The 22,929-nt window shown below is 36.9% G+C and carries 19 protein-coding genes; 11 read left to right on the top strand and 8 right to left on the bottom strand.

Annotated features, from left to right (window positions below; all coding sequences use genetic code 11):
- Window positions 1-46: 46 nt before the first annotated feature.
- Window positions 47-727: a peptidoglycan DD-metalloendopeptidase family protein gene (locus ACJJVW_RS02650; RefSeq protein ID WP_405250676.1), complete on the top strand. Its 681-nt coding sequence runs from the start codon at window positions 47-49 to the stop codon at window positions 725-727.
- Here ACJJVW_RS02650 and ACJJVW_RS02645 read toward each other — a convergent pair.
- The 8 genes from ACJJVW_RS02645 to ACJJVW_RS02610 all read right to left on the bottom strand — a co-directional run bounded on the left by ACJJVW_RS02645 (window position 702) and on the right by ACJJVW_RS02610 (window position 11,253).
- On the bottom strand, window positions 702-1,523 hold the full coding sequence (locus ACJJVW_RS02645; RefSeq protein ID WP_405250675.1) for a Cof-type HAD-IIB family hydrolase: 822 nt from the start codon (window positions 1,521-1,523) through the stop codon (window positions 702-704). The two genes, ACJJVW_RS02650 and ACJJVW_RS02645, sit on opposite strands and share 26 nt — an antisense overlap.
- Before the next feature lie 61 nt (window positions 1,524-1,584).
- Window positions 1,585-4,947 (bottom strand): preprotein translocase subunit SecA, encoded by a 3,363-nt coding sequence (gene secA, locus ACJJVW_RS02640; RefSeq protein ID WP_405250674.1) that lies wholly within the window; start codon window positions 4,945-4,947, stop codon window positions 1,585-1,587.
- Between the two features lie 96 nt (window positions 4,948-5,043).
- Window positions 5,044-5,265, bottom strand: coding sequence for a DUF2795 domain-containing protein (locus ACJJVW_RS02635; protein ID WP_013751528.1), 222 nt, complete (start codon window positions 5,263-5,265; stop codon window positions 5,044-5,046).
- A gap of 177 nt (window positions 5,266-5,442) precedes the next feature.
- A complete protein-coding gene (locus tag ACJJVW_RS02630; RefSeq protein WP_405250673.1) occupies window positions 5,443-6,018 on the bottom strand; it encodes a cob(I)yrinic acid a,c-diamide adenosyltransferase in 576 nt (191 codons plus the stop codon).
- Between the two features lie 427 nt (window positions 6,019-6,445).
- On the bottom strand, window positions 6,446-7,546 hold the full coding sequence (locus ACJJVW_RS02625; protein WP_405250672.1) for a pentapeptide repeat-containing protein: 1,101 nt from the start codon (window positions 7,544-7,546) through the stop codon (window positions 6,446-6,448).
- Between the two features lie 95 nt (window positions 7,547-7,641).
- Entirely contained in the window at window positions 7,642-8,328 is a 687-nt protein-coding gene (locus tag ACJJVW_RS02620; protein ID WP_108876699.1) for an ABC transporter ATP-binding protein, read from the bottom strand.
- Window positions 8,329-8,492: 164 nt separating this feature from the next.
- Window positions 8,493-9,272, bottom strand: a complete 780-nt coding sequence (locus ACJJVW_RS02615) for an O-methyltransferase (RefSeq protein WP_405250671.1) — start codon at window positions 9,270-9,272, stop codon at window positions 8,493-8,495.
- A gap of 61 nt (window positions 9,273-9,333) precedes the next feature.
- Complete coding sequence (locus tag ACJJVW_RS02610; protein WP_405250670.1) at window positions 9,334-11,253, bottom strand: ABC-F family ATP-binding cassette domain-containing protein; 1,920 nt, start codon at window positions 11,251-11,253, stop codon at window positions 9,334-9,336.
- Between the two features lie 272 nt (window positions 11,254-11,525).
- Here ACJJVW_RS02610 and ACJJVW_RS02605 point away from each other — a divergent pair, with 272 nt between their 5' ends.
- From ACJJVW_RS02605 to ACJJVW_RS02560, 10 genes are all read left to right on the top strand, one after another.
- The gene (locus ACJJVW_RS02605) at window positions 11,526-12,311 is read left to right on the top strand and encodes a polysaccharide biosynthesis/export family protein (protein ID WP_405250669.1); all 786 of its coding nucleotides are present in this window, start codon (window positions 11,526-11,528) and stop codon (window positions 12,309-12,311) included.
- A gap of 3 nt (window positions 12,312-12,314) precedes the next feature.
- The gene (locus ACJJVW_RS02600) at window positions 12,315-14,777 is read left to right on the top strand and encodes a tyrosine-protein kinase (RefSeq protein WP_298328233.1); all 2,463 of its coding nucleotides are present in this window, start codon (window positions 12,315-12,317) and stop codon (window positions 14,775-14,777) included.
- A 9-nt stretch (window positions 14,778-14,786) separates the two neighbouring features.
- Window positions 14,787-15,659, top strand: a complete 873-nt coding sequence (locus ACJJVW_RS02595; protein ID WP_298328230.1) for an ABC transporter permease — start codon at window positions 14,787-14,789, stop codon at window positions 15,657-15,659.
- Entirely contained in the window at window positions 15,659-16,486 is an 828-nt protein-coding gene (locus tag ACJJVW_RS02590; RefSeq protein ID WP_405250668.1) for a polysaccharide pyruvyl transferase family protein, read from the top strand. The genes ACJJVW_RS02595 and ACJJVW_RS02590 overlap by 1 nt, the downstream gene beginning before the upstream one ends.
- Entirely contained in the window at window positions 16,483-17,772 is a 1,290-nt protein-coding gene (locus ACJJVW_RS02585; RefSeq protein WP_298328224.1) for an ABC transporter ATP-binding protein, read from the top strand. Before ACJJVW_RS02590 ends, ACJJVW_RS02585 begins: the two co-directional genes overlap by 4 nt.
- 15 nt (window positions 17,773-17,787) lie before the next feature.
- Window positions 17,788-18,654: an FkbM family methyltransferase gene (locus tag ACJJVW_RS02580; RefSeq protein WP_405250667.1), complete on the top strand. Its 867-nt coding sequence runs from the start codon at window positions 17,788-17,790 to the stop codon at window positions 18,652-18,654.
- A 7-nt stretch (window positions 18,655-18,661) separates the two neighbouring features.
- Window positions 18,662-19,513 (top strand): glycosyltransferase family 2 protein, encoded by an 852-nt coding sequence (locus ACJJVW_RS02575; protein WP_405250666.1) that lies wholly within the window; start codon window positions 18,662-18,664, stop codon window positions 19,511-19,513.
- 184 nt (window positions 19,514-19,697) lie between these two features.
- Window positions 19,698-21,212, top strand: a complete 1,515-nt coding sequence (locus tag ACJJVW_RS02570) for a DapH/DapD/GlmU-related protein (RefSeq protein WP_405250665.1) — start codon at window positions 19,698-19,700, stop codon at window positions 21,210-21,212.
- A gap of 37 nt (window positions 21,213-21,249) precedes the next feature.
- On the top strand, window positions 21,250-22,029 hold the full coding sequence (locus ACJJVW_RS02565) for a glycosyltransferase family 2 protein (protein ID WP_405250664.1): 780 nt from the start codon (window positions 21,250-21,252) through the stop codon (window positions 22,027-22,029).
- A complete protein-coding gene (locus ACJJVW_RS02560) occupies window positions 22,029-22,883 on the top strand; it encodes a glycosyltransferase family 2 protein (protein ID WP_405250663.1) in 855 nt (284 codons plus the stop codon). The genes ACJJVW_RS02565 and ACJJVW_RS02560 overlap by 1 nt, the downstream gene beginning before the upstream one ends.
- The last annotated feature ends 46 nt before the right edge of the window (window positions 22,884-22,929 follow it).

Below are 22,929 nucleotides of genomic sequence, written 5' to 3'. Positions count from 1 at the left end.
TGTGTTCACACTAGATTAAGTACTTTTATGGTGTAATAGACTCTCTATGAATAACAATTTTTTAAGCTCGCTCACACAGCAATTCACACCCATCATAAATCCTATCTTTAAAAAGGAGGATTACTTTCCATTAGATTTATCTACAGCTAATAAGGATTTAGATATTGATATGCTCACACGTCCGTATGAGCATCATGTGTTTTTACAATCGTATCTCGCAAAGAATGATGCTAAAGTTGCTTATGGTGGTTACTTAGAACAGCGTCCATTATATGATCGATCCGATTATTTTCAAGCTACAGACCCAAAAGACAAACGCAATATCCACCTAGGGATAGACTTATGGTGTGATGAAGGTACAGCAGTACTAAGCCCTCTAGAGGGTGAGATACATAGTTTTAAGCGCAATGAGAATTTTGGTGATTATGGTCCTACCATAATCTTAAAACATAAGATAGGGGAGCACACTTTTCACACTTTGTATGGTCATCTGAGTCTTGCTTCTCTTGAAGGTAAGGAAGTAGGCCAAAAGGTGGAAGCAGGTGAGGTTATAGCAACCTTAGGAAATCCTGATGTGAATGGTGATTATGCGCCACACCTACATTTTCAAATTGTAATGGACATGGAAGGTAAGGAGGGAGATTATGCTGGCGTAGGAAGCCAGAACACCTTAGATTTCTACAAGAATAACTGCCCAGACCCTAATCTGTTATTAAAAATTTATTAATTGCTTGAGCAACGGCGTGCTCTTTATTTGTAAAAGGACTCACATAATCTGCTAGTGACTTTAAGGTGTCTGTGGCATTTGCTACAGCAACACCTAGTCCTACTTTCTTTATGAGTTCGTCGTCATTATGATTATCGCCAAAAGCCATTACTTCGCTCATCTCATAGCCATATTCGGCTACTAGAAGTTTTCTCAAAGCGGTTGCCTTGTCTATGTTTTTTGGAGTGATCTCTATATACGTATCCTTAGAACGGTAAAAATGGACAGTATCTCCGTAAGCGGGCGTTAGAACTTCTATAATTTCATCAAGCTCCGCTGGATCTCCCATGCACATGAGCTTGTGGATTCCAAGATGCTCTTTGTTTAAAAAAGCAAGACTTTCTAAGGCTGTTTGGTATAGGGGAGTTGCGCGTGTGTTGTTTATTTCGCGTAAGATCCACTCATCTTCCTTATCTGTAAACCAGTGTTCATGACTATAAATACTTAGGTTGTAAGTATGTTTAGTGTGATGACTTGCTAGACTCTCCAGTAGGGAAGTAGGGAAGGTGTTGCTTTCTATGATTGTGTTGTTATTTCCTATAATAAGCCCGCCATTAAAAGCTATAAGAGACTCACCTAGGTTATCTAGACCTTCTTGCAAGTAGCGCATAGCTTGCGGCGGTCTTGAGGATGCTAGAATGAGCGGTAATCCCGCTTTCGCGAAAGCGTAAACAGTTTCATCACTTAGCCAGCGTTCTTTATTTAATAAAGTGCCGTCTATGTCTGAACAGAGTATTTTTATAGTTTTATTCATCATGTAAGAAACTAAAACGGCGAACTTAAAAAGTTCGCCGTTATTATATAATCAAAAGTGGAAATTAGTTTTGTACAATTACCCACTGTCCTTTAGCTAAAAGTGGTTCTGCTTGTTTGAACTTTACTTCCTTAGTCTCACCGTTCATCACATTTTTAATAGTAACGCGGTCATTACGACCTGTTTTAGGTTGAGACCTTACGATGGTTTCTGTTACTTGCTGCTGCTGTGGCTGTGTGTTTCCAGCTGCTCTAGCTTCTGTAGAACGCTCATCAAGATTAGGAATTTCTTCCTTTTGCGTCTGCGTTTGCTCACGAGTTTCTCGCACTTGAGAAGCATCACTTACTTGCTGCTGATTACCTTGAGGAATCTCTCCTTTAAATAAGAAAGAAATTACATCCTTGTTTACTTTATCAATCATCGTTTTGAAAAGCTCAAAAGCTTCAAACTTATAAATTAATAGAGGATCTTTTTGCTCGTGAACAGCAAGGCGAACACTCTGCTTAAGTTCATCCATCTTACGAAGGTGATCTTTCCAAGCGTCATCTATAATGGCAAGAGTAATATTCTTTTCAAAATCTGTTACTAGTTGCTTACCATCAGTCTCGTAAGCTTCTTTAAGATTTGTTACTACACGTAGCTCTTTAGTTCCATCAGAAAAAGGAACCACAATACGTTCAAATTTTGCAGCAGGATCTTCATACACTCGCTTGATAATAGGGAATGCAAGGTCTGCATTCTTAGTCATCTTCTCTCTGTAGTGCTCAAAAGAGGCTTTGTAAATGATATCTGTAAGGTCCTTTGCAGATTTACTTGCAAATTCAGTTTCGCTCACTGGGCTCGTCATTGAGAAATAACGAATTAACTCAAATTCAAAGTTCTTAAAATCTGAAGCCTGCTTGTTTGACTCTACAATTACCTCAGAAGTATCATAAATCATGTTTGCGAGATCTACTCGTAAACGTTCTCCGTAAAGTGCATGGCGACGGCGCTTATATACAACCTCACGTTGCATATTCATCACATCATCATACTCAAGAAGGTTCTTACGTACACCAAAGTTATTTTCTTCTACTTTTTTCTGAGCACGCTCAATAGATTTTGAAATCATTCCATGTTGGATCACTTCACCTTCCTTAAGACCCATTCTATCCATCATCTTTGCAATACGCTCAGACCCGAATAAACGCATCAAGTTATCTTCAAGAGATACGTAAAACTGCGAGCTTCCTGGATCTCCTTGACGTCCAGAACGACCACGTAATTGTCTATCTACACGACGAGAGTCATGACGCTCTGTACCTATAATGGCAAGACCACCGGCTTTTTTCACTTCGTCAGATAATTTAATATCTGTACCACGACCTGCCATGTTTGTAGCAATTGTTACTACGCCTGGATTACCAGCCTCTGCAACAATATCTGCTTCTCTTTTGTGAAGTTTTGCGTTTAGTACATTGTGAGGAATCTTACGTAGTGTAAGCATTTTCCCTAACAATTCTGAAATCTCTACAGAAGTCGTACCTATTAATACTGGACGTCCAGCTTTAGAAAGCTCTGTAACTTCGTCAATTACTGCATTATACTTCTCACGTTTAGTTTTGTAAACTAAATCATCTTTATCTTTTCTAGCAATAGGACGGTTAGTAGGAATCTCAACAACATCAAGTTTGTAGATTTCCCAAAGTTCGCCAGCCTCTGTTACCGCTGTACCCGTCATACCAGATAGCTTGCGGTACATACGGAAGTAGTTTTGAAGTGTAACCGTTGCAAATGTTTGCGTAGCATCTTCAATTTTTACATTTTCCTTTGCTTCAATCGCTTGGTGTAGTCCATCACTGTAGCGACGCCCGTCCATAATACGACCCGTTTGCTCATCTACAATCATCACCTTATTATCCATTACTACATACTCCGTGTCTTTTTCAAACAAAGTGTATGCTTTGAGTAATTGGTTCATAGTGTGAATACGTTCAGACTTAATTCCAAAATCTTTAAAGAGCTCTTCTTTCTCTGCAGCCTCTTCTTCTGGTGATAATCCTTTTGCTTCTATTTTCCCTATTTCAAGACCAATTTCTGGCATGGTAAAGAAATCAGGGTTTTCTTTTCCAGAAAGGGTTTCAATACCCTTATCAGTAAGTTCAATCTGGTTGTTCTTTTCATCAATCGTGAAGTAAAGTGCCTCGTCTATTTTTGGCATCTCACGATTGTTATCTTGCATATAGAAGTTCTCCGTCTTTTGTAATAATTGGCGTATTCCTTCCTCACTTAAATACTTAATAAGTGCTTTGTTTTTAGGTAATCCTCTAAAAACACGTAGTAATTGGATTCCTCCTTCTTTAGTATCTCCTGCAGCAATTAATCTCTTTGCTTCTGGAAGTACTTTTACAAGCTCTTGACGCTGTATGTTTACGATTTTCTCAATCTGTGGTTTTAGCGCATTAAATTCATGCACGTCTCCTTTAGGTACAGGTCCAGAAATAATAAGTGGTGTACGTGCATCATCTACAAGTACAGAATCTACCTCATCTACTATCGCATAGTTAGGAGGTCTTTGAACAAGATCTTCTGGTTTATGTGACATGTTATCACGTAGGTAATCAAAACCAAATTCATTGTTAGTACCATATGTAATATCTGCAGCATAAGCGGCACGACGTTCTGGACTGTTAGGTCTGTGATAATCGATACAGTCTATTGTCATCCCGTGGAATTGGAATATAGGAGCCATCCATGCGCTATCACGTTTTGCTAGGTAATCATTTACAGTTACTAAGTGTATACCGTTTCCAGTAAGTGCATTAAGATATACCGGTAAGGTAGCCACAAGTGTTTTACCTTCTCCCGTTTGCATCTCTGCAATTTTTCCTTGGTGCATTGCGATACCACCTATGAGCTGTACGTCATAGTGAATCATATCCCATGTTACTTCTTTACCAGCAGCATCCCAGCTGTTAGCCCATATTGCTTTATCACCATCTAGTGTTACATAATCTTTTGTAGCACTAAGAAGACGGTCATATTCTGATGCGGTAACTTCAAGTGAAGTGTTATTTGTAAAGCGTTTTGCAGTTTCTTTTACAACGGCAAATGCTTCTGGAAGTATTTCGGTAAGTGTCTTTTCAGATATTTCGTAAGCTTCATCTTTAAGCTTGTCAATCTCTGTGTAAACGTCTTCACGCTCATCAATATCTTCGGTAGCTTCGGCTTTAATTTTTAGAGCTTCGGCAGCGTCTGTATTTTCCTTAAGCGCAGCGGCTAGCGTTCTTTTGAATTCGTTCGTTTTTTCGCGTAAGCTATCTAGAGATAATTTTTCTAAAGCGGCTTCGTGGGCTTTGATTTCGGCAACAATAGGAGTAATTGCTCCTACATCCTGTTTAGACTTATCGCCTACAAAAATCTTTAATACATTATCTAAAAATCCCATAATATGGTGTTGTTTTATGTCAATCTTGAACCCGTAAATTTAATCAAAAAAAAAGCCTCATAGAGAGACTTTTTAGTGTTTTAACGGGTATATTTTTTAATATTCGTCTTCATTCCAGAGGTAGTCCTCGTCTGAGGGATAGTCTGGCCAGATCTCTTCGATAGAATCATAAGAGTCACCTTCATCCTCGATAGCTTGTAAATTTTCTACAACCTCAAGTGGTGCTCCTGTTCTAATCGCATAATCGATCAACTCATCTTTAGTAGCAGGCCAAGGCGCGTCACTTAGGTAAGAAGCTAGTTCAAGTGTCCAGTACATAGCATTTGTGTTTTTAATTTGTGCAAAAATAATTTTTCTAGGCAGAAATGCAAGTGAATTGGTGATTATTTCAAAATAAATGTAAGAACGTGGCTTTCAGACCTTGTAAAGTGGTGGATTTCGCTTTCGCGAAAATATTCCTTCCTCTTTATATTGATGTTTCTGTAATCTGTACTCTTAATCTAGCTTTGTAGGTATCCATTTAACCTCATCTGCTTGTAAGTCTTTAGACAACTTCCGTGCCAGCACAAATAGGTAGTCAGAAAGACGGTTGAGATATTTAAGAGTATGTGTGTCAAAAGGCTCTAGTTCATAAAGTGCTGTTGCTAAACGTTCTGCGCGTCTGCATACGGTGCGTGCTACGTGACAATATGACACGGTAGTATGTCCTCCAGGTAGTACAAAATGTGTCATTTGAGGTAGTGATGTCTCCATCCAGTCTATTTCCTTTTCTAGTAGCTCTATATCCTCTTCATTGATTTTTGGGATATTAAGTCTATCCTTCCCATTTTTAAGTACCATTTTTTCTGGATCTGTTGCCAGTACAGCACCTACGGTGAATAGTTTATTTTGGATATGCGTGAGTATTTCTTTGCTACGTGCATCGATTTCTTGATCGCGTACTAGCCCTATAAATGAGTTAAGCTCATCTACAGTACCATAACTGTCTATTCTAATATGATGTTTTGGGACACGGGTTCCGCCAAATAAAGCGGTCGTTCCTGCATCTCCAGTCTTTGTATATACTTTCATTATCTTTTTTTGTGAGCCAGTATATGATACTGGTGTTTAAGATTGAGATTTCCTTTTTATGGTGTTCATGATGATGTAACCTATTGCCATAAGTATTCCAAATAGCATTGCTTTATAAATAGGATTCATCTGTGTACTTGAATTGTGATTTGTATGATCGAGGTCTTGCGAAATCTACTAGTCTAAAATAGAAGCGTTATTTGTTTTCTCTTTCCTTCATTTTCTTACTGAGGCCTTCTCCAAATTTGCGTGTTCTCCTCCCTCGTTGATTTGTAGTATTACGTTTGCTATTTGCAAATACGAGAAGAAATAGAACTGAAACCCCAATAATGCTTACAATTATCTGTGTGGTAGGGGAGAGGTTATTAAAGAAATCCATATTCATGTGGTTTCAGAGTGGTAGTGTTTATGTAGACACTACACACGCTTATTTTTGTTTTAAAGATACGACAAAGTACTGTTTATTGTCCTCATCACTTTCGGGTCCTTGAACTTGATAGGTTGCAATAAGCTCATCTGCACCTGAAACATTTGCGTCTTTTAATTCTTGTAGCCAGTCTTTACTATCTACGTGAACATTTTTAAGAGAGGCGCCTCTCATATCGCTGTTAGCTAGTTGTGTTTTTTCTAAGAAAGCACCGTCCAGTACTGCTTTAATAAGTGTAGCATCATTAAGTTGTGCTCCTTTAAGGTCTGCATTTGTAAGAATGGCGTTGTTTAATTGTGATCCCGTAAAATCACTGTTTTTGAGATTTGCTCCTGTGAGATTTGCATTCCATAAATCTGCATAAGATAGATCTGCATCGGGCATATCAATATTGGCAAGTTGCGCTCCAAAGAGATTTGCTCTTTTTAAATACACGTTACTAAAGGACGCAGCAAAAACATTTTGAATACTCTTTTTGTTCATCCCACTATTAATAATAGCTAGTAGAAATTGTCCTTTTTCAGGACTCAGCGGTTTTGTGAGAATTTCATCTTCTAGAAAGCGATAAGGTCTAAAGCCATAGAGCAATGCTTGAGTACGAGCAATAAGAGGCTTAGATATGGATGTTGAGATTTGTAATTCATCATGCACTTGATCGAGCACATTATCCATTAAAAAAACAAGATTATTCCTTCTGCTAGCCTCTTCTAGATACACCTGTTGCTGTATTCTATCATTCTGAATATCTAATTTTTTGTTCTGCTGGAATAAAATACCTGTTTGTATTAAGATTAAGAATACAGGTATCACAGCAAATAGTAATGTAAATAGACCTATGCGAGTGATACGCTTTACTAAACTAGCAGAGAGTTGGGCAAATGAAGATTTTGATACATTAGGTAGCTCATGATAGACTTGATCAAAACTTTCTTTTAAGTCAGCGCCAGCCCAGAGGTGAATACCTTTGAGTGTGGTTGTAAAAACTACTTTTTTATTTGATGAAGATTGCTCTTTAAGCTGCGTTTTTAAAAAATCATTTTCTTGACTTAACAACTCATTTTTACTGAGTGCTTGTTTAAGCTCGTCATCCATTAAACTCATAGTTGCAATTTTTCACCAAAATACTATCAAATTCGTAAAGGAGCCCCTATGTTGAGAATAAATATGATTAATAATTCACTCACGAAATAAGCAAATTATTTATTTCTAGTGTCACTCTCAATGACTCCATCACGTAATCTAATCACACGATGTGCATGCTCTGCAATATCTTCCTCGTGTGTTACAAGAATTACGGTATTACCTGCGGCATGTATAGCATCAAATAGTGCCATAATTTCCACTCCAGTTTTTGAGTCCAGGTTCCCTGTAGGCTCATCTGCAAGGATGATGGATGGTTTATTTACTAAGGCTCGACCTACTGCAACACGCTGTCGTTGACCTCCAGAGAGTTGGTTAGGTTTGTGATCCATACGATCTGCAAGACCTACGTCTGTAAGTACTTCCTCTGCACGAGCATTACGCGCAGACTTTGACATTCCAGCATATACCATTGGTAATGCTACGTTGTCAAGAGCGGTGGTTCTAGGAAGTAAATTAAAGGTTTGAAATACAAAGCCAATCTCGGTGTTACGTACTTCGGCTAACTCGTCATCTGTCATCTGGCTCACGTCACGTCCATTAAGAACATATGATCCAGCGGTAGGTGTATCAAGACAGCCTAAAAGATTCATAAGCGTAGACTTACCAGAACCAGAAGGTCCCATAAAAGCTACATACTCGCCCTTATCAATATCAAGGTCTATACCCTTGAGTACGTGAACAATCTCTGTCCCTAATGGGAAGTCACGAATGATATTTCTGATTTTAATAAGGTTGCCCATAGAATGTTTGGTTTGCTATTAGAAGAGGTAAGCGTCTAAATGTTACACAATTTATGTAAAAATTTATCTAGGAAGTAACAACTGTAACGTTTTAAGAAAAGAGACGATAGCTGTTTGAACGCTGTGCGTGTAAAAACAGGTCAAGATTATTTCGTTGTGTATAATTATAATCTAATATAAAAATCTTCTTTAGCTTGCTGTGGTCTAAAGAATGCCATTCCAAAATGAAAAGCATCTATGGTCGCAGATATCTCTGTCATTTTTTTAATGGTATTCCAAGCTTCTGTCATTTCTGGTGACCAGTGAATGTCATCAAACATCCAGACAGTATCGTCTGTTGTTGTGCTTAGGAGTGATGACACATAATCTAGCGTGGCTTGCTTAGAGTGGTTTCCATCAAAATAAATAAATTCAAACTTTTTGTGATTGTGTTTTACAATCTCATCATTAAAATCTCCTACACAAAGCGTTACGTTAGTCACATTTGCTGCATCTAGCTCCTTCCTTGCTATGGCAGCAGTATTGGGGCAACCTTCTATAGTAGTGACATGCGCCGTATTCTGAATCGCTAGTGCTGCAGTAGCAACACCAAGCGAAGTGCCTAGTTCTAACACTTCTTTAGGCTGAAAATATGCCATAAGGCGTTGCAGTAATAGTACTCTTTTATGTGTAGCACCGGCGCACCTAGCAATATCTTTTACTTCTCGTTGAGCAGATTTAAATACTCTAGAGCCTGCGCCATAGTCCATCACCTCTATACTAGTCTCATTATCTAGTAATGCCTTTTTATAGGTATTTATTTTTTGTGAAATAGCAGGATCCGACTTTCCTCTCAATACTTCCTTCTCTAGTTTAAAAATAAACGGAGAGTGTATCCCATGAAGATGGAAGGTCTTAGGAAGCCATTTTAAGTAGGCTAGTATGGAGTGTTTGTACTGGTTCACTTTATAGAATGTGAGCTATTGTATGGTCTTGGTTATAGTAAAGATTGTCGTTTGTAATTTCTTATCCTTCCATTTTAGACGATAATTCAAACCATCGTTCCTCTTTTAAGGCAATCGCATCTATGATTTTTTGCAATTTCAGACTTTCTTCGGTGATTTGATCTTGAGTAAGATCAGGATTTAAAAAGAGTTTCTGCTTGTCTTCTTTCTCACGTTCTAGTTTTGCAATCTCACGCTCTAACTTTGCGTGCTCTTTCTGCTCGTTAAAGCTTATCGTTCCTGTATGCTGTTCCTCTTTCCAAGACTTAGTTTCGGTGGCGGTTTCTCCTATGGAGGCATTAAATTTTTGTTTATTCTCTATTTGAGATTGTTCTTTTTCTGCTTTCGCGAAAGCGTTACTTATCCCACCCTCATAAGCTCTAAAATCTGAGTAATTACCTGGAAAATCTTCTACCACGGCATCTCCTTTAAAAACAAAAAGGTGATCTACAATCTTATCCATAAAGTAACGGTCGTGAGAAACTACGACAAGACACCCAGGAAAATCAAGTAAAAATTGCTCAAGTACGTTGAGTGTTACAACGTCTAGATCATTTGTAGGCTCATCGAGAATCAAGAAGTTGGGATTCTGGATAAAAATAGTACACAAGTAAAGGCGCTTGCGCTCTCCACCACTTAATCGCTCTACAAAATCATACTGTTTCTTGCGGTCAAATAAGAAACGCTCTAGTAACTGCCCAGCAGAAATGGTTCTTCCCTTTTTAAGAGGAATGTGATCTCCGTATTCTTTTATAACATCAATTACTTTTTGACCTTCTTTGATGTTAATTCCCTTTTGCGTATAGTAACCAAATTTTACAGTTTCTCCTACAATCACTTTTCCAGAATCTGGAGCTAGCTCACCAGTAATCATATTAAGGAAGGTGGTTTTACCAGTTCCATTTTTACCTATGATCCCTACACGCTCCCCAGTTTTAAATACATACTCAAATTGATCAAGTAATTTAAGATCTCCAAAAGATTTGCTGATTTTATGAAACTCGAGAATCTTACTCCCCATACGCTCCATATTAATCTCTAGTTGTACAGTGTGATCATTGCGACGCTCATGTGCGCGAGATTTAATTTCTGCAAAGTCATCTATACGAGACTTTGATTTTGTGGTACGAGCCTTAGGCTGGCGACGCATCCACTCTAATTCTTTTTTATAAAGTTGCTTTGCTTTTCCAGTCTCTGTCTCCCATGCTGCTACACGAGCATCTTTATTCTCTAGGTAATAGGCATAATTTCCTTTGTAGCTGTAAAGAACGCCACCCTCAAGCTCTACAATCTCATTACATACATTTTCTAGAAAGTAACGGTCGTGAGTCACCATGAATAAAGTGATATTCTCTGAACGGAAATATTCTTCCAGCCACTCTATCATTTCAAGGTCAAGGTGGTTAGTAGGCTCATCAAGTATGGCTAGATCTGGCTTGGTAAGCATCATTTGAGCTAGTGCAAGACGCTTTTTTTGCCCACCACTAAGGAGCTCAACTTTACGATCCATGTCGTCAAGTTTTAACTTGAAAAGGATCTGTTTGTATTGTGTCTCAAAATCCCATGCTTGTGCAGCTTCCATGGCATCAAATGCTTTTTGGTACGCATCTGCATCCTCCATATTGAGAAGCGCCTTCTCGTAATTTGCAATGGTTTTAAGTATAGGGTTATCGTGAGCAAATATGGTTTCTTCTACTGTAAGATTAGGATCCAGATCTGGTTCCTGAGGTAGAAACGAAATTACAATTCCCTTCCTGCTCACCACTTGGCCACTATCTGGAGCTTCTAGTCCGGCGATAATGTTGAGGAGAGAGGTTTTACCTGTTCCATTTTTGGCAACAAAGCCTATTTTTTGATCTTTATTAATACCGAACGCGATGTCTTTAAAAAGATGGTGTTCGCCAAAAGATTTTGATACGTTTTCTACAGAGAGGTAATTCATCAGGAAATAGTGTAGATGCAATACGTTGCACCATTTACGATTAGTTGGTCACATGAGTGATCAACCAGTTTTTTAGTATTATGGGTATGCTTTTACGCTTTCGCGAAAGCAAAAATAACGCTTACAAATAGAAATAACTTGATTTTAAGTCGTTGCGTAGCATTGTTTTTAGTTAATTTCTGATAATTTTAAGCTAATAACTAAGCATCCATCTGTGAACGTTTTATTTTTATCGATGAAACGCTATATTTGTGATGCCTAACTTTACATAAATGAGATACCCAATCATACTGCTTTTACTCGTAATTATCGCGAGTACAGCTTCTTGTGTGCCCCTTAAAGACATTACCTATTTGCGCGAGACAGAGCGCGCTACAGACAGTATTGTATCTCTACAGCAACAGCAACCACCATACCGAGTACAAATAGGCGATATATTGAGTATTCGGCTGAAAGCATTGGATCAACAATTGGTTGACTTTTTTAATCCTTCCAGCAATGGAGGCGTATCCCTTGACGAAGGTTTTTATTATGATGGCTTTGCCATAGATACTCATGGAAACATCCGCGTTCCAGAGTTAGGTGAAATTAATGTCTTAGGCAGAACAACCGACGAGATAAGAGAAATTATAGAAAAAAGACTCCTAGCAGATTATATAAAAGACGAGGCCGATTTATTTGTAACCGTAAAACTACCAGGAATACGATATACGCTAGTAGGAGAGATAGGAGCCTCTGGAACTCAAAATGTGCTTGCAGAGAAAGTATCCATACTTGAGGCGATAGCAAATGCTGGAGGTGTGCCACTTACGGGTGACCTTACAGATGTACTTATTATAAGACAATATCCAGGAGGGCAACGTGTACATCATGTGGATCTTACAAACATAGATGTGATGCAGTCACCTTACTACTACATACAACCTAATGATATTATAACAGTAAATCCGCTACCTCAAAAAGCTATAGGTATTGGTACAACCGGGCTGCAAGCATTTACTACCATATTAGGATTAGTAACAACGCTAGCCTCTGTAATATTACTAGCAACCCGATAAGTGATGGAAGAAGAATTTGACGTACAAAGCTCCGGAGGTTTTTTTGATTTTAAGGGATTCCTGTTTAGGCTCTTAAGCTTTTGGTGGTTATTTGTGATATCATTGCTTATTGCCTTCTCTATAGCGCATTATATTAACGTGCGTAAAGTGCCTATTTATAGAGAGACAAGTATGATCTCTATAAAAGATGATCAAAATCAAATGTTTGGAGGGAATACAAGTTTGGTTTTTAACTGGGGTGGCACTACAGATAAGGTACAAACTAGTATTATCATGCTTAAATCTAGAACACATGCAGAGCGTGTTGTTCAATACTTACAGTACTACATTAACTATCAAAAACAAGGCAAATATGCCATTGAGGATGTGTATGGATACACTCCTTTTCAATTAAAACTTAATGACTCATTTCCGCAGTTATATGGAAAGAGAATTACTGTAGTAGATCAAGGAGATGGTAGCATGAGGCTTACGATACCCTTTAGTGGAGGGAATGCTTCATTATTTAATTATAACACGCTTAAACCATCAACGGTACCTGCACCATCTACAGATTTTGATCAGGTTTTTAAGTTAGGCGACACCATTGATACTCCATTCTTAAAAGGGCAATTGCTAGCCACAGATGTTTATCCTACCGCAGGTCAGGAGTACTTTGTGAGTATGGGTAATTTTAATGGAACCGCAGGAAGATATCGTGGGATGGGAGTTACCCAAACTCCGCGAGGAAGTTCTACTTTAGAGTTAAGCCTTGTAGGGACTAATAAAAAACGACTCATAGATTACCTTAATGCAAGTATTGAGGTGCGTACGGAAGAGCAATTGCGCCAGAAGAATCTATTTGCTACAAAAACTATAAAGTATATCGATAGTAGTCTTAAGTCAAGTAATGTTGATTTAGATAAGGCATTGAATGATCTTAATTCGTTCCAAAATAAAAATAGTGCTATTACACTATCTGGAGGAGCGGAGCAAATAAGTGAAGAACTACAGACGATAGATAACGAAAAAGATGACTTAGCAAGACAACTTGTTTATTACAAGCAGTTAGAAGAATATTTAAGAACACGCACAGATTATACAAACGTGCCTGCACCTTCTGTCTCTCTTATTAATGAAGGAAGTATAACATCAGGGGTGTCAAGTATTATCCAGCTTGCATTACAACGTAGTAATCTTGCATATACAGCAAAGGAAGGTAACCCAGCTTTTAGAGATCTTGATAGACGTATAGATGCAGAGAAAGCAGTCCTGTTTGAAAATATAAGATCCAGTAAATCTCAGATTAATTCGCAAATTTCAAACTTAAATAGAGAAATAGGTCAAGCCGAAAGGAAGCTTAGGCAATTTCCAAAAGAAGAACAAGAACTTGCAGAAATACAACGTCGTTTTACCATAAGTCAGGAAGCATATAATTTATACACCACAAAACGCAGTGAGGCAGAGATAATAAAAGCCTCAAACGTTTCAGACATCTTATTTATAGACAAAGCAAAAGACGTAGGTAGAGGACCTATAGGTCCGAATACACAACTCAATAAGGTGATGGCAGCCACCTTTGGAATTGTGGTTCCTTTAGCCTTGGTATTGATTATCTTCTTTTTAGATACAAAAATAGGTACTCCTGAAGATGTTAAGAAGCGCTCTTCCATTCCTGTACTTGGAGTGATAGGTAAAAGTAAGCGTACCTCAGGACTCGTAGTGCGTGATCACCCTCGATCTGCAATGGCAGAGGCTTTTAGAGGCTTGCGTTCTGGCCTGCAGTTTATGTACAAGAAGAAGGGAGTTACGGGTGCAAAGACGGTATTAGTAACATCAAGTGTGAGTGGGGAAGGAAAAACATTTACCTCTATGAATCTTGCTTCCGTTTTCGCTTTGAGCGAAAAGAAAACAGTGCTAGTGGGACTTGATTTACGTAAGCCGAAGATATTTGACGATTTTGAATTAGAGAATGATAAGGGAGTAGTTAATTATTTGATAGGGGATGCAACGCTAGACGAAGTAAAACAACCTTCAGGTATTGATCATCTAGATGTTATCCTTTCTGGACCTATACCACCTAACCCGTCGGAACTTATTATAAGTGACGCAATGCATGAATTTATTAATAAGCTTAAGGAAGAGTATGACTATATTGTTTTTGATACACCTCCATTAGGCCTTGTCTCTGATGCATTTGAGTTAATGCCTTATGTGGATGCGTCTTTATATATGGTGCGTCAAGGGTATACTAGAAAAGATATGCTTGGCCTGGTTACAGATAAGTATGAAAAAGGAGAAATAAAACATGTAAGTTTTGTACTCAACTATTTCCAACAGAAGCGTAAGTATGGTTATGGCTACGGTTATGGCGCAGGCTACGGTTATGGATACGGCTATGGTACTTATAATAACGGGTACCATGAGGAGGAAAGAAAAGGAGGCTTGTTAGGTAAGTTAGGTAGACTGATAAGAGGTCGTAAGTAGAGAGGGTTTATGGTTGATAAAATGAAAGATGACGAAGACTGGCTTTACGAAATCAAACCTAAGGGGAAGCTCATAGATCTAAATCTCAAAGAGATTTGGCGGTATAGGGATTTGCTAGTTCTTTTTGTAAAGCGTGATATTGTAACTGTTTATAAACAAACTGTTCTTGGACCTTTATGGTATCTCATACAACCATTATTTACTAGTGTGGTTTTTACGCTTGTTTTCAACACATTTGCTAATATAGATACTGGGGCTGTTCCTCCATTTTTATTTAATCTTGCTGGAGTTACCTTGTGGAATTATTTTAAAGAATGTCTTAGTACAAGTAGTACTACTTTTACAGCAAACGCAGGACTATTTGGTAAGGTGTACTTCCCAAGGTTTATTGTTCCGGCTTCTAAGGTTATTTCAGGGCTATTTAAATACATTATACAGCTATTTATATTTTTCATTTTCTACTTGTATTTCGTATTGGCAAAAGACGCCTCTATTGCTCCCTCTGTTTATATATGGTTGTTGCCTATTTGTGTTCTAAACATGGCACTGTTAGGCTTAGGAGTGGGAATGATTTTGAGTTCTCTCACCACAAAATATAGGGACTTAACTATATTAGTTTCTTTTGGAATCAATTTGTTGATGTATTTGAGTGCAGTAATGTATCCGATAGCAGAAGCCAAAAAGAAGAGTTCTGAGTACGCATGGCTCATTGAAGCAAACCCACTCGCACAAACTATTGAGTTGTATAGGAATCTTTTGTTAGGTAGTGAATACTTAAATTTCAATGGACTTATTATAAGTAGTGTTGTCGCAGTAGTATCTCTTTTAATGGGATTAATTGTGTTTAATAAAACAGAAAAAACCTTTATCGATACTGTCTAATGAGAAATTCGATACGACTATATTGGTGGAGTGAGATACATATCCAAAAGAAGAAAAAAGAGAACTATGGAGATCTCTTAGGAAAATACCTTGTAAAAAAGATTTCAGGAAAATCTGTTAAGTGGGTACGCGCAAATAAATTTCATCTTAAAAATTTATGGGAACCTTTATATGTAACCATTGGGAGTGTTTTAGAGCATATAGGTCCTCGTTGTACTGTTTGGGGTAGTGGTATAAACCATAGAGATTCTGTGATTTCTAACGCCACTTTTCTAGCAGTGAGAGGCCCGCTTTCGCGAAAGCGATTACTTAGTATGGGCTATGCATGTCCAGAAGTGTATGGTGATCCAGCGCTATTATTGCCACTTTTCTTTGAGAATACATTTGCTAAAAAAACAAAAATTGGAGTGATACCTCACATCAATGATTATGTAGCTGTAGCACAAATGTTTGCTAATATTCCAGAGGTGAAGGTTATAGATTTTAGAACAAATGACATAGAGTCTACAACTAAAGAAATTCTCTCTTGTGAGCGTATTATAGCATCATCGTTACACGGTGTAATTGTAGCTCACGCTTATCAAATACCTGCAGTTCAAGTAATTTTTTCAGATAAAATTTTTGGTGATGGTGTAAAATACCATGATTATTTTATATCTGTAGGTTTAGATCCCTACATAGCATTGACAGTACATACACCAGAAGATGTAAATCATTGGGTTTCCTTCGTTGAAAATCATAAAAATGCACTTCCAGATATAGGAGTTATAGAAAGTTTACAAAAGACACTTCTTGAGGTATGTCCTTTTAAAGCATTAAATCAATGAACGATATAATATTAAAGGCACAAAATATATCAAAACAATATCGTCTAGGTGTTGTAGGGACTGGAACTTTGGGCCATGACATTAATCGGTTTTGGGCAAAGTTAAGGGGGAAAGATGACCCGTACTTACAGATAGGAGCTGTAAATGATCGAAGTGCTAGCGCTAGTTCTGATTATGTGTGGGCATTAAAGGATATTAATTTTGAAGTTAAGAGAGGAGAAATTCTCGGCATTATTGGAAAGAATGGTGCAGGAAAATCAACGTTACTAAAGTTATTATCAAGAGTAACCAGTCCAACTACAGGCAGTATAAAGACTAAAGGTAGAATTGCGAGCTTACTAGAAGTAGGTACTGGGATGCACCCAGAATTAACGGGACGAGAAAATATCTTTTTAAACGGGGCTATTTTGGGAATGACCAAAATTGAAATTACTGCTAAGATTGATGAGATTGTGGACTTTTCAGGCTGTCAGATGTACATTGATACTCCTGTAAAGCGTTATTCAAGTGGTATGCGTGTGCGATTAGGGTTTGCGGTAGCGGCATTCTTAGAGCCAGATATTCTTGTGGTAGATGAGGTGCTTGCAGTAGGAGATGCTGAGTTCCAGAAAAAGGCTATTGGTAAGATGCAGGATATATCACAAACTGGAGGGAGAACGGTACTTATAGTGAGCCATAATATGGGTAGTATACAGCAATTGTGTGATCGTTGTATCGTACTTAAAAATGGCGAAATTAGTTTTGATGGTGCTACCAAGGATGGTATCGAAATATACTTAACCGAAAATGCAGAAGATAATACGAACAATTCTATAGGTGATTTTATTATAAATCAGGATGATGATGAATTCAGGTTAGATTCATTCAATATTTATCAAGACGAATCACCTGAAGGCGTGTTTTATACAAACTTACCTTTAATGGTCGAGATTAAATTTGAGTTGTTTAAAAGTTTAATAGGTTGTAGAGTAGGGTATGACTTTATCGACTTGAAGACTAACAGTTTACTCTTTAGGAGTTATCATGATGATGCGAATACTGAGATAAAAGAGCTAGAAAAAGGAGAGTTTATATGTAGGAGTGTAATCTCCTCAAACTTACTTAAGGAGGGCTCTTATTTTATCCAGTTGGCCATTGGTGTTCACAATAAAAGGTGGATCATTTATAATGACGGTTTAGGAAAAAATATTGAGGTTAAAAATTTAGAAGGAATAAATGCAGTTTACATGGAGGATCGTCCAGGTTTAATAATGCCATCATTGAACTGGGAGACGATTAAAAAATAATTTATATAACAAATAATGTTTGATAATATACTCTATAGGCTAGCTATTAAGACTGCCAAAGTCTTGAAAAACTATATTTATAAAATTGATTTGAAGCGACATACAATTACTCTTGGACAAAAGGACAAAGAATGGAGTGACTTGTTTAATGGGCAGAATTCTTTTGTCTATAAATTAAATAATTCTGTAAAAATAAACCTCTATAGAGACAGTGTTTTATCACAGCCTATATACAGAGGGTTTGAAGTAGAAGAGGTATCTTACTTAGAATCTGTTTTGAAAGAAGGTGATATTTTTATTGATATTGGGGCAAACGTTGGGTTGTTTTCTCTTTTTGCTTCACCAAAAGTTGGAGATACTGGGAGGGTAATTAGTTTTGAACCTACACCAATCACTTACAATAGACTAATCGAGAACATTTCTCTAAATGATTTTAAGAATATAGAAGCTAGACAACTAGCACTTTCTGATAAAGCAGGTGATATGGATTTCTTTATATCTAATAATGGTCATGATGCTTGGAATTCTCTTGCATCTAGTAGCGATAATAAATTACAAGAATCCATTAAAGTTCCTGTAAGTACACTAGATAAAGAACTAGAAAGAATAGATAAGAGCAACATACGTTTAGTTAAAATTGATGTTGAGGGTTGGGAGAAATTTACATTGCTAGGAGGATTAACCTTTTTGGAGAATTTCTCGCCAATTTTGATGGTTGAATTTACAGAGCAAAACACCTTCAATGCGGGTTACATGGTTCAAGATGTGTACAAGATGATTGAAGAATTGGGATATAAGTGGTTTACACTAGAGAATGGAGGATTAGTTCAAGATGTTATGAGGTTAAGATATCCGTATGTAAACTTGATTGCCAAAAAATAGAAGAAGTATGATTTTGAGTATTGTCACTGTTAATATGAATGACGTGCTAGGGTTAGAAAAGACTATCACTAGTGTTTACAAGCAGTCATTCAAAGATTTTGAGCACATCGTAATCGATGGGGATAGTAATGACGGTAGCAAAGAACTTATTATAAATACAAGAGAAAACTATAGTTATTGGATTAGCGAGCCAGATCAAGGGATTTATGACGCTATGAATAAAGGAATAGAAGCTGCTACTGGCGATTATATTCTTTTTTTAAATTCTGGTGATTGGTTAAAGGATCAAGATGTTTTAAAAAGAGTTTCTAGTCATCTAAGCGAATCTGATATTGTTTATGGTAATTATATTCAATATTATAATGAAACAAATCAAAGGGAGTATAAAGGGATAGCTGGAAGGACTATTGATTTAAACTTGCTTTTTGATGGAAATAGTTTACCACATCCCGCAACTTTTCATAGAAGAGCGTTGTTTGATAGATACGGACTTTATGACGTAAATCTAAAAATAGTTTCAGATTGGAAGTTTTTTTTGAAGGCAATTATTCAAGGCGGTGCCACCGTAAACTATATTGATATTGCGATTTCATATTTTGATATGAATGGGGTGAGTAATAGTAATGAAGAACTTAAGTTTAAAGAACATAAGGAAGTATTACGATCACTTTTTTCAAATAGTGGATATGACATTATTAAAAGAAGTCAAATTGACACTAAATTATTAAACAGTAATAGATTTTTGATGCTTAGGGAATTGGAGAAATCAAAGCCCGCGCAAAAGATTTTATCCCTATTATTATCAGGACTTCTTTTTTTGTTTTTAGGGAATAAGTTGAGCGATTTAAATGAAAACTAGTGTTTGATATACTAAACACACAAACATAGCCTTAAGCAAAAAAGTAAATATAATCCCATACTATATTCAGTTGCTATTAAAAGATGTTGAAAACATTTTTCAGGAAGTACAGTAAGTATGAGTGAGAACAAAGCATTTTCTTTTAATAATTTCTCAGACTGACAATTTAAAGTATATTAGTAATATGACCTTTTCACCTATTGTTTTATTCGTTTATAATCGTCCCTTTCACACAAAGCAGACGCTAGATGCGCTAGCTCAAAACGAAGAAGCAAAAGAAAGTGTACTTCATATCTATTGTGATGGTACTAAGGAGGATAGTGATAGGAGTTTATTAACAGCAATTAATGAGGTAAGAGCGTTAGCAGATGGTGAGTCGCGCTTTAAGGAGGTGAAAGTTATAAAACGCGATACTAATTTTGGCCTTGCAGAAAATATTAAAGATGGCGTGTCTACAGTCGTAAACAAGTATGGTCATGTGATTGTTCTTGAAGATGATATTATAGTCTCTAAGGGTTTTTTAAAGTATATGAATGATGCTCTTTGCCTTTATAAAGACGATGCAGATGTCATGCATATATCTGGATACATGTATCCGCATAAAAGGGAGCTTCCTGAAACCTTTTTTTACAATGTAACCCTATGCTGGGGGTGGGCTACCTGGAAAGACGCTTGGTCACATTTTAATGACTCATCGGTAGACTTATGGAATGCGATCAATATGCAAGTGCTTTTCTGTAAACTAGATGGTTTTGGTGGGGATTATCTCTCAAAACAACTTGCAGCTAATATAACAGGAGATCTAAAAACTTGGTTTGTAAAATGGCATGCATCTGTAATTTTAAAGGGTGGGTTTACATTATTTCCTAGAAAGTCACTCGTAGATAATATAGGTTTTGATAACAGCGGTGTACATAATGGGAGTAACTCTGAGTTTGCTCATAGAGAGCTCGCAAAGGGAATAGCTGTAGAGCGTCACCCTAAAATAGAAAATGCAGAAGCCCGTGACGTAATCACATCATTTTATAATGATCTCAAAAAAAAGGCTACAAAAGGAATCCGAAAAAGGATTGTTTTTAAAATGAAGGGCCTGGTTTACAAAATCGTTCCAGACCTCAAGAAATTTAAAAATAGCATCGTAAACAGCCATTTGGGAAGTAAAACAAAAATTTATCCACGTGCGACAATTATAAACTCAGTGATAGGTAACTATACCTATGTTTCCCAAAACTCGTCTTTTAAAAATACCGTTGTGGGGAAGTTTTGTTCCATAGGCCCTAATCTAGTTTGTGGATGGGGTATTCATCCATCACAAGGAATTTCAACTAGCCCGATGTTCTATTCTACAGCAAAGCAAAATGGGTTAACTCTTTGTAAACAAAATAAGTTTCAGGAATTTGCACCCATCAGAATAGGTAATGATGTATTTATAGGCATGAATGTAACAATTTTAGATGGTGTAACCATAGGTGATGGAGCTATTATAGGTGCTGGAGCGGTCGTATCTAAGGATATACCAGCTTATGCCGTTGCCGTTGGAAATCCCATAAAAATTATAAAGTATCGTTTTGAAGAAGAACAGATTGAAAAGTTAAAGAAAATACAGTGGTGGGATTTTAATGAAGATGATCTTCAGTTAGTGGAGAATTATTTTGATAATATACATGAGTTTGTTTCAAAATCATCAGTAAATCTATAATTCATAAAGCTAAATTAGCGGCCACTACAGGTTAGAAATGACAAAGCTCTCCATCATCACAGTTAATTATAATGATTTCAAAGGTCTTAAAAAGACCATTGAGAGTGTGCATGCACAGTCTCTTCAGAGGTTTGACCATATCATCATTGATGGAGGATCTACAGATGGGAGTGAGGATTATATAAAAGCACAACAAAATACCTTTTCTTATTGTATAAGCGAATCTGATAGAGGGGTGTATCACGCGATGAATAAAGGGATTGAGCAAGCTTCTGGTGAGTATGTTTTATTTTTAAATGCAGGAGATCACTTTCTTAATTCTGATGTTCTTGAAAATGCGATAAAGCATCTTAGAGGAGAAAGTATTATTTATTTTGATTTACAGGTGGTAGAAGAGCGTAATATCTTTATTAAGAAGTATCCCAAAAAGTTGTCATTTTCTTATTTTGTGGATGATACCTTACCCCATCCAGCCACTTTTATTAAAAAGACGGCTTTCGCGAAAGTGGGAACATATAAAGAGGATTTTAAAATAGTATCTGACTGGAAGTTTTTTATAGACGCTATCTGTAAATTTCAATTAACCTACAAACATGTTCCGGAGGTCTTGACAACATTTTACATAGGGGGAATGAGCTCTGATCCTAAAAATTGGTCTTCAAAAGAGGCGGAAAAGCAAGGAGTATTGAATGAAGAATACACACTTTTCTATCAAGATGTAGAAGAAACAGTGCTTATGAAAAGAGTTCTCAATAGTCTTAAAAAGTCTAGAATTATTAATGCTTTGGTAAGATTCAAGCTTTTAAATAAATTTTAATGAGTACACTCGTCTCCATCATTGTTCCTTGCTACAATCAAGCTCATTTTTTAAAAGAGAGTTTACAATCTGTTTTAGAGCAAACGTATACGGCTTGGGAATGTATCATCGTAAACGATGGAAGTCCAGATGACACGGAAAGTCAAGCTATGAGATGGTGTGAGAAAGATGATCGATTCAAGTATGTGTATAAAGAAAATGGTGGCTTGTCTAGTGCTCGTAATGCTGGAATACAAAATTGCGAAGGCACATTTATATTGCCTTTAGATGCAGATGATATGTTGCATATGAGTTTTTTAGAAAAACTAGTACCAGTCTTAGAAAATGGTGTAAACATTGGTGTAGTATCTTGTAATAGTATCTTCTTTGAGGATAGTATTTCAAATGTGGTAAACAAAAGAGAACCCAAAGGTGAGTCATACCATGCTCTTCTATTTGAAAATATCATGATGGCATCTTCCTTATACAGGAAAGAGTCATGGGCTCAAGTAGGAGGTTATGATGAGAGCATGAAGCATGGACTTGAGGATTGGGAGTTTTGGATTGCAATAACTAAGGGCGGCATGGCTATATCCTTTGTCGATGAGTATTTATTTTATTATCGCAAATCTAAAAGGTCTATGCTTACGCATACAATAAAAAATCATTTGGAGGATACTTCAAAATATGTTTATAAGAAACATCGGGATATCTATGAGGCAAATTTTGAAAACACTTTGGATTATTTATTTTACTTAATAAAAAAACATAGATCAAGTGAGGATTATTTAAAGGCATCTCTGGAATATAAATTGGGGAAATTTATTTTGAAGCCATTGAGATTTTTCAGAGAGCTAGTAGTGGCAAAGAAATAAGATTATACGTATTACCAGCCTCCACATTTATCTACTTAAACTCAGT

Source organism: Dokdonia sp. Asnod3-C12 (genome assembly GCF_045063975.1).
Classification (GTDB): domain Bacteria; phylum Bacteroidota; class Bacteroidia; order Flavobacteriales; family Flavobacteriaceae; genus Dokdonia.
This window is presented reverse-complemented; position numbering and strand designations above follow the sequence as displayed.

Excerpts from the sequence above, each read along its gene's own strand:
- secA (WP_405250674.1), bottom strand. The coding sequence starts at position 4,947 with ATGGGATTTTTAGATAATGTATTAAAGATTTTTGTAGGCGATAAGTCT.
- ACJJVW_RS02580 (WP_405250667.1), top strand. The coding sequence starts at position 17,788 with ATGTTTGATAATATACTCTATAGGCTAGCTATTAAGACTGCCAAAGTC.
- ACJJVW_RS02645 (WP_405250675.1), bottom strand. The coding sequence starts at position 1,523 with ATGATGAATAAAACTATAAAAATACTCTGTTCAGACATAGACGGCACT.
- ACJJVW_RS02595 (WP_298328230.1), top strand. The coding sequence starts at position 14,787 with ATGGTTGATAAAATGAAAGATGACGAAGACTGGCTTTACGAAATCAAA.
- ACJJVW_RS02635 (WP_013751528.1), bottom strand. The coding sequence starts at position 5,265 with ATGTACTGGACACTTGAACTAGCTTCTTACCTAAGTGACGCGCCTTGG.
- ACJJVW_RS02630 (WP_405250673.1), bottom strand. The coding sequence starts at position 6,018 with ATGAAAGTATATACAAAGACTGGAGATGCAGGAACGACCGCTTTATTT.
- ACJJVW_RS02565 (WP_405250664.1), top strand. The coding sequence starts at position 21,250 with ATGACAAAGCTCTCCATCATCACAGTTAATTATAATGATTTCAAAGGT.
- ACJJVW_RS02560 (WP_405250663.1), top strand. The coding sequence starts at position 22,029 with ATGAGTACACTCGTCTCCATCATTGTTCCTTGCTACAATCAAGCTCAT.
- ACJJVW_RS02575 (WP_405250666.1), top strand. The coding sequence starts at position 18,662 with ATGATTTTGAGTATTGTCACTGTTAATATGAATGACGTGCTAGGGTTA.
- ACJJVW_RS02625 (WP_405250672.1), bottom strand. The coding sequence starts at position 7,546 with ATGAGTTTAATGGATGACGAGCTTAAACAAGCACTCAGTAAAAATGAG.
- ACJJVW_RS02610 (WP_405250670.1), bottom strand. The coding sequence starts at position 11,253 with ATGAATTACCTCTCTGTAGAAAACGTATCAAAATCTTTTGGCGAACAC.
- ACJJVW_RS02600 (WP_298328233.1), top strand. The coding sequence starts at position 12,315 with ATGGAAGAAGAATTTGACGTACAAAGCTCCGGAGGTTTTTTTGATTTT.
- ACJJVW_RS02620 (WP_108876699.1), bottom strand. The coding sequence starts at position 8,328 with ATGGGCAACCTTATTAAAATCAGAAATATCATTCGTGACTTCCCATTA.
- ACJJVW_RS02585 (WP_298328224.1), top strand. The coding sequence starts at position 16,483 with ATGAACGATATAATATTAAAGGCACAAAATATATCAAAACAATATCGT.
- ACJJVW_RS02590 (WP_405250668.1), top strand. The coding sequence starts at position 15,659 with ATGAGAAATTCGATACGACTATATTGGTGGAGTGAGATACATATCCAA.
- ACJJVW_RS02570 (WP_405250665.1), top strand. The coding sequence starts at position 19,698 with ATGACCTTTTCACCTATTGTTTTATTCGTTTATAATCGTCCCTTTCAC.
- ACJJVW_RS02605 (WP_405250669.1), top strand. The coding sequence starts at position 11,526 with ATGAGATACCCAATCATACTGCTTTTACTCGTAATTATCGCGAGTACA.
- ACJJVW_RS02650 (WP_405250676.1), top strand. The coding sequence starts at position 47 with ATGAATAACAATTTTTTAAGCTCGCTCACACAGCAATTCACACCCATC.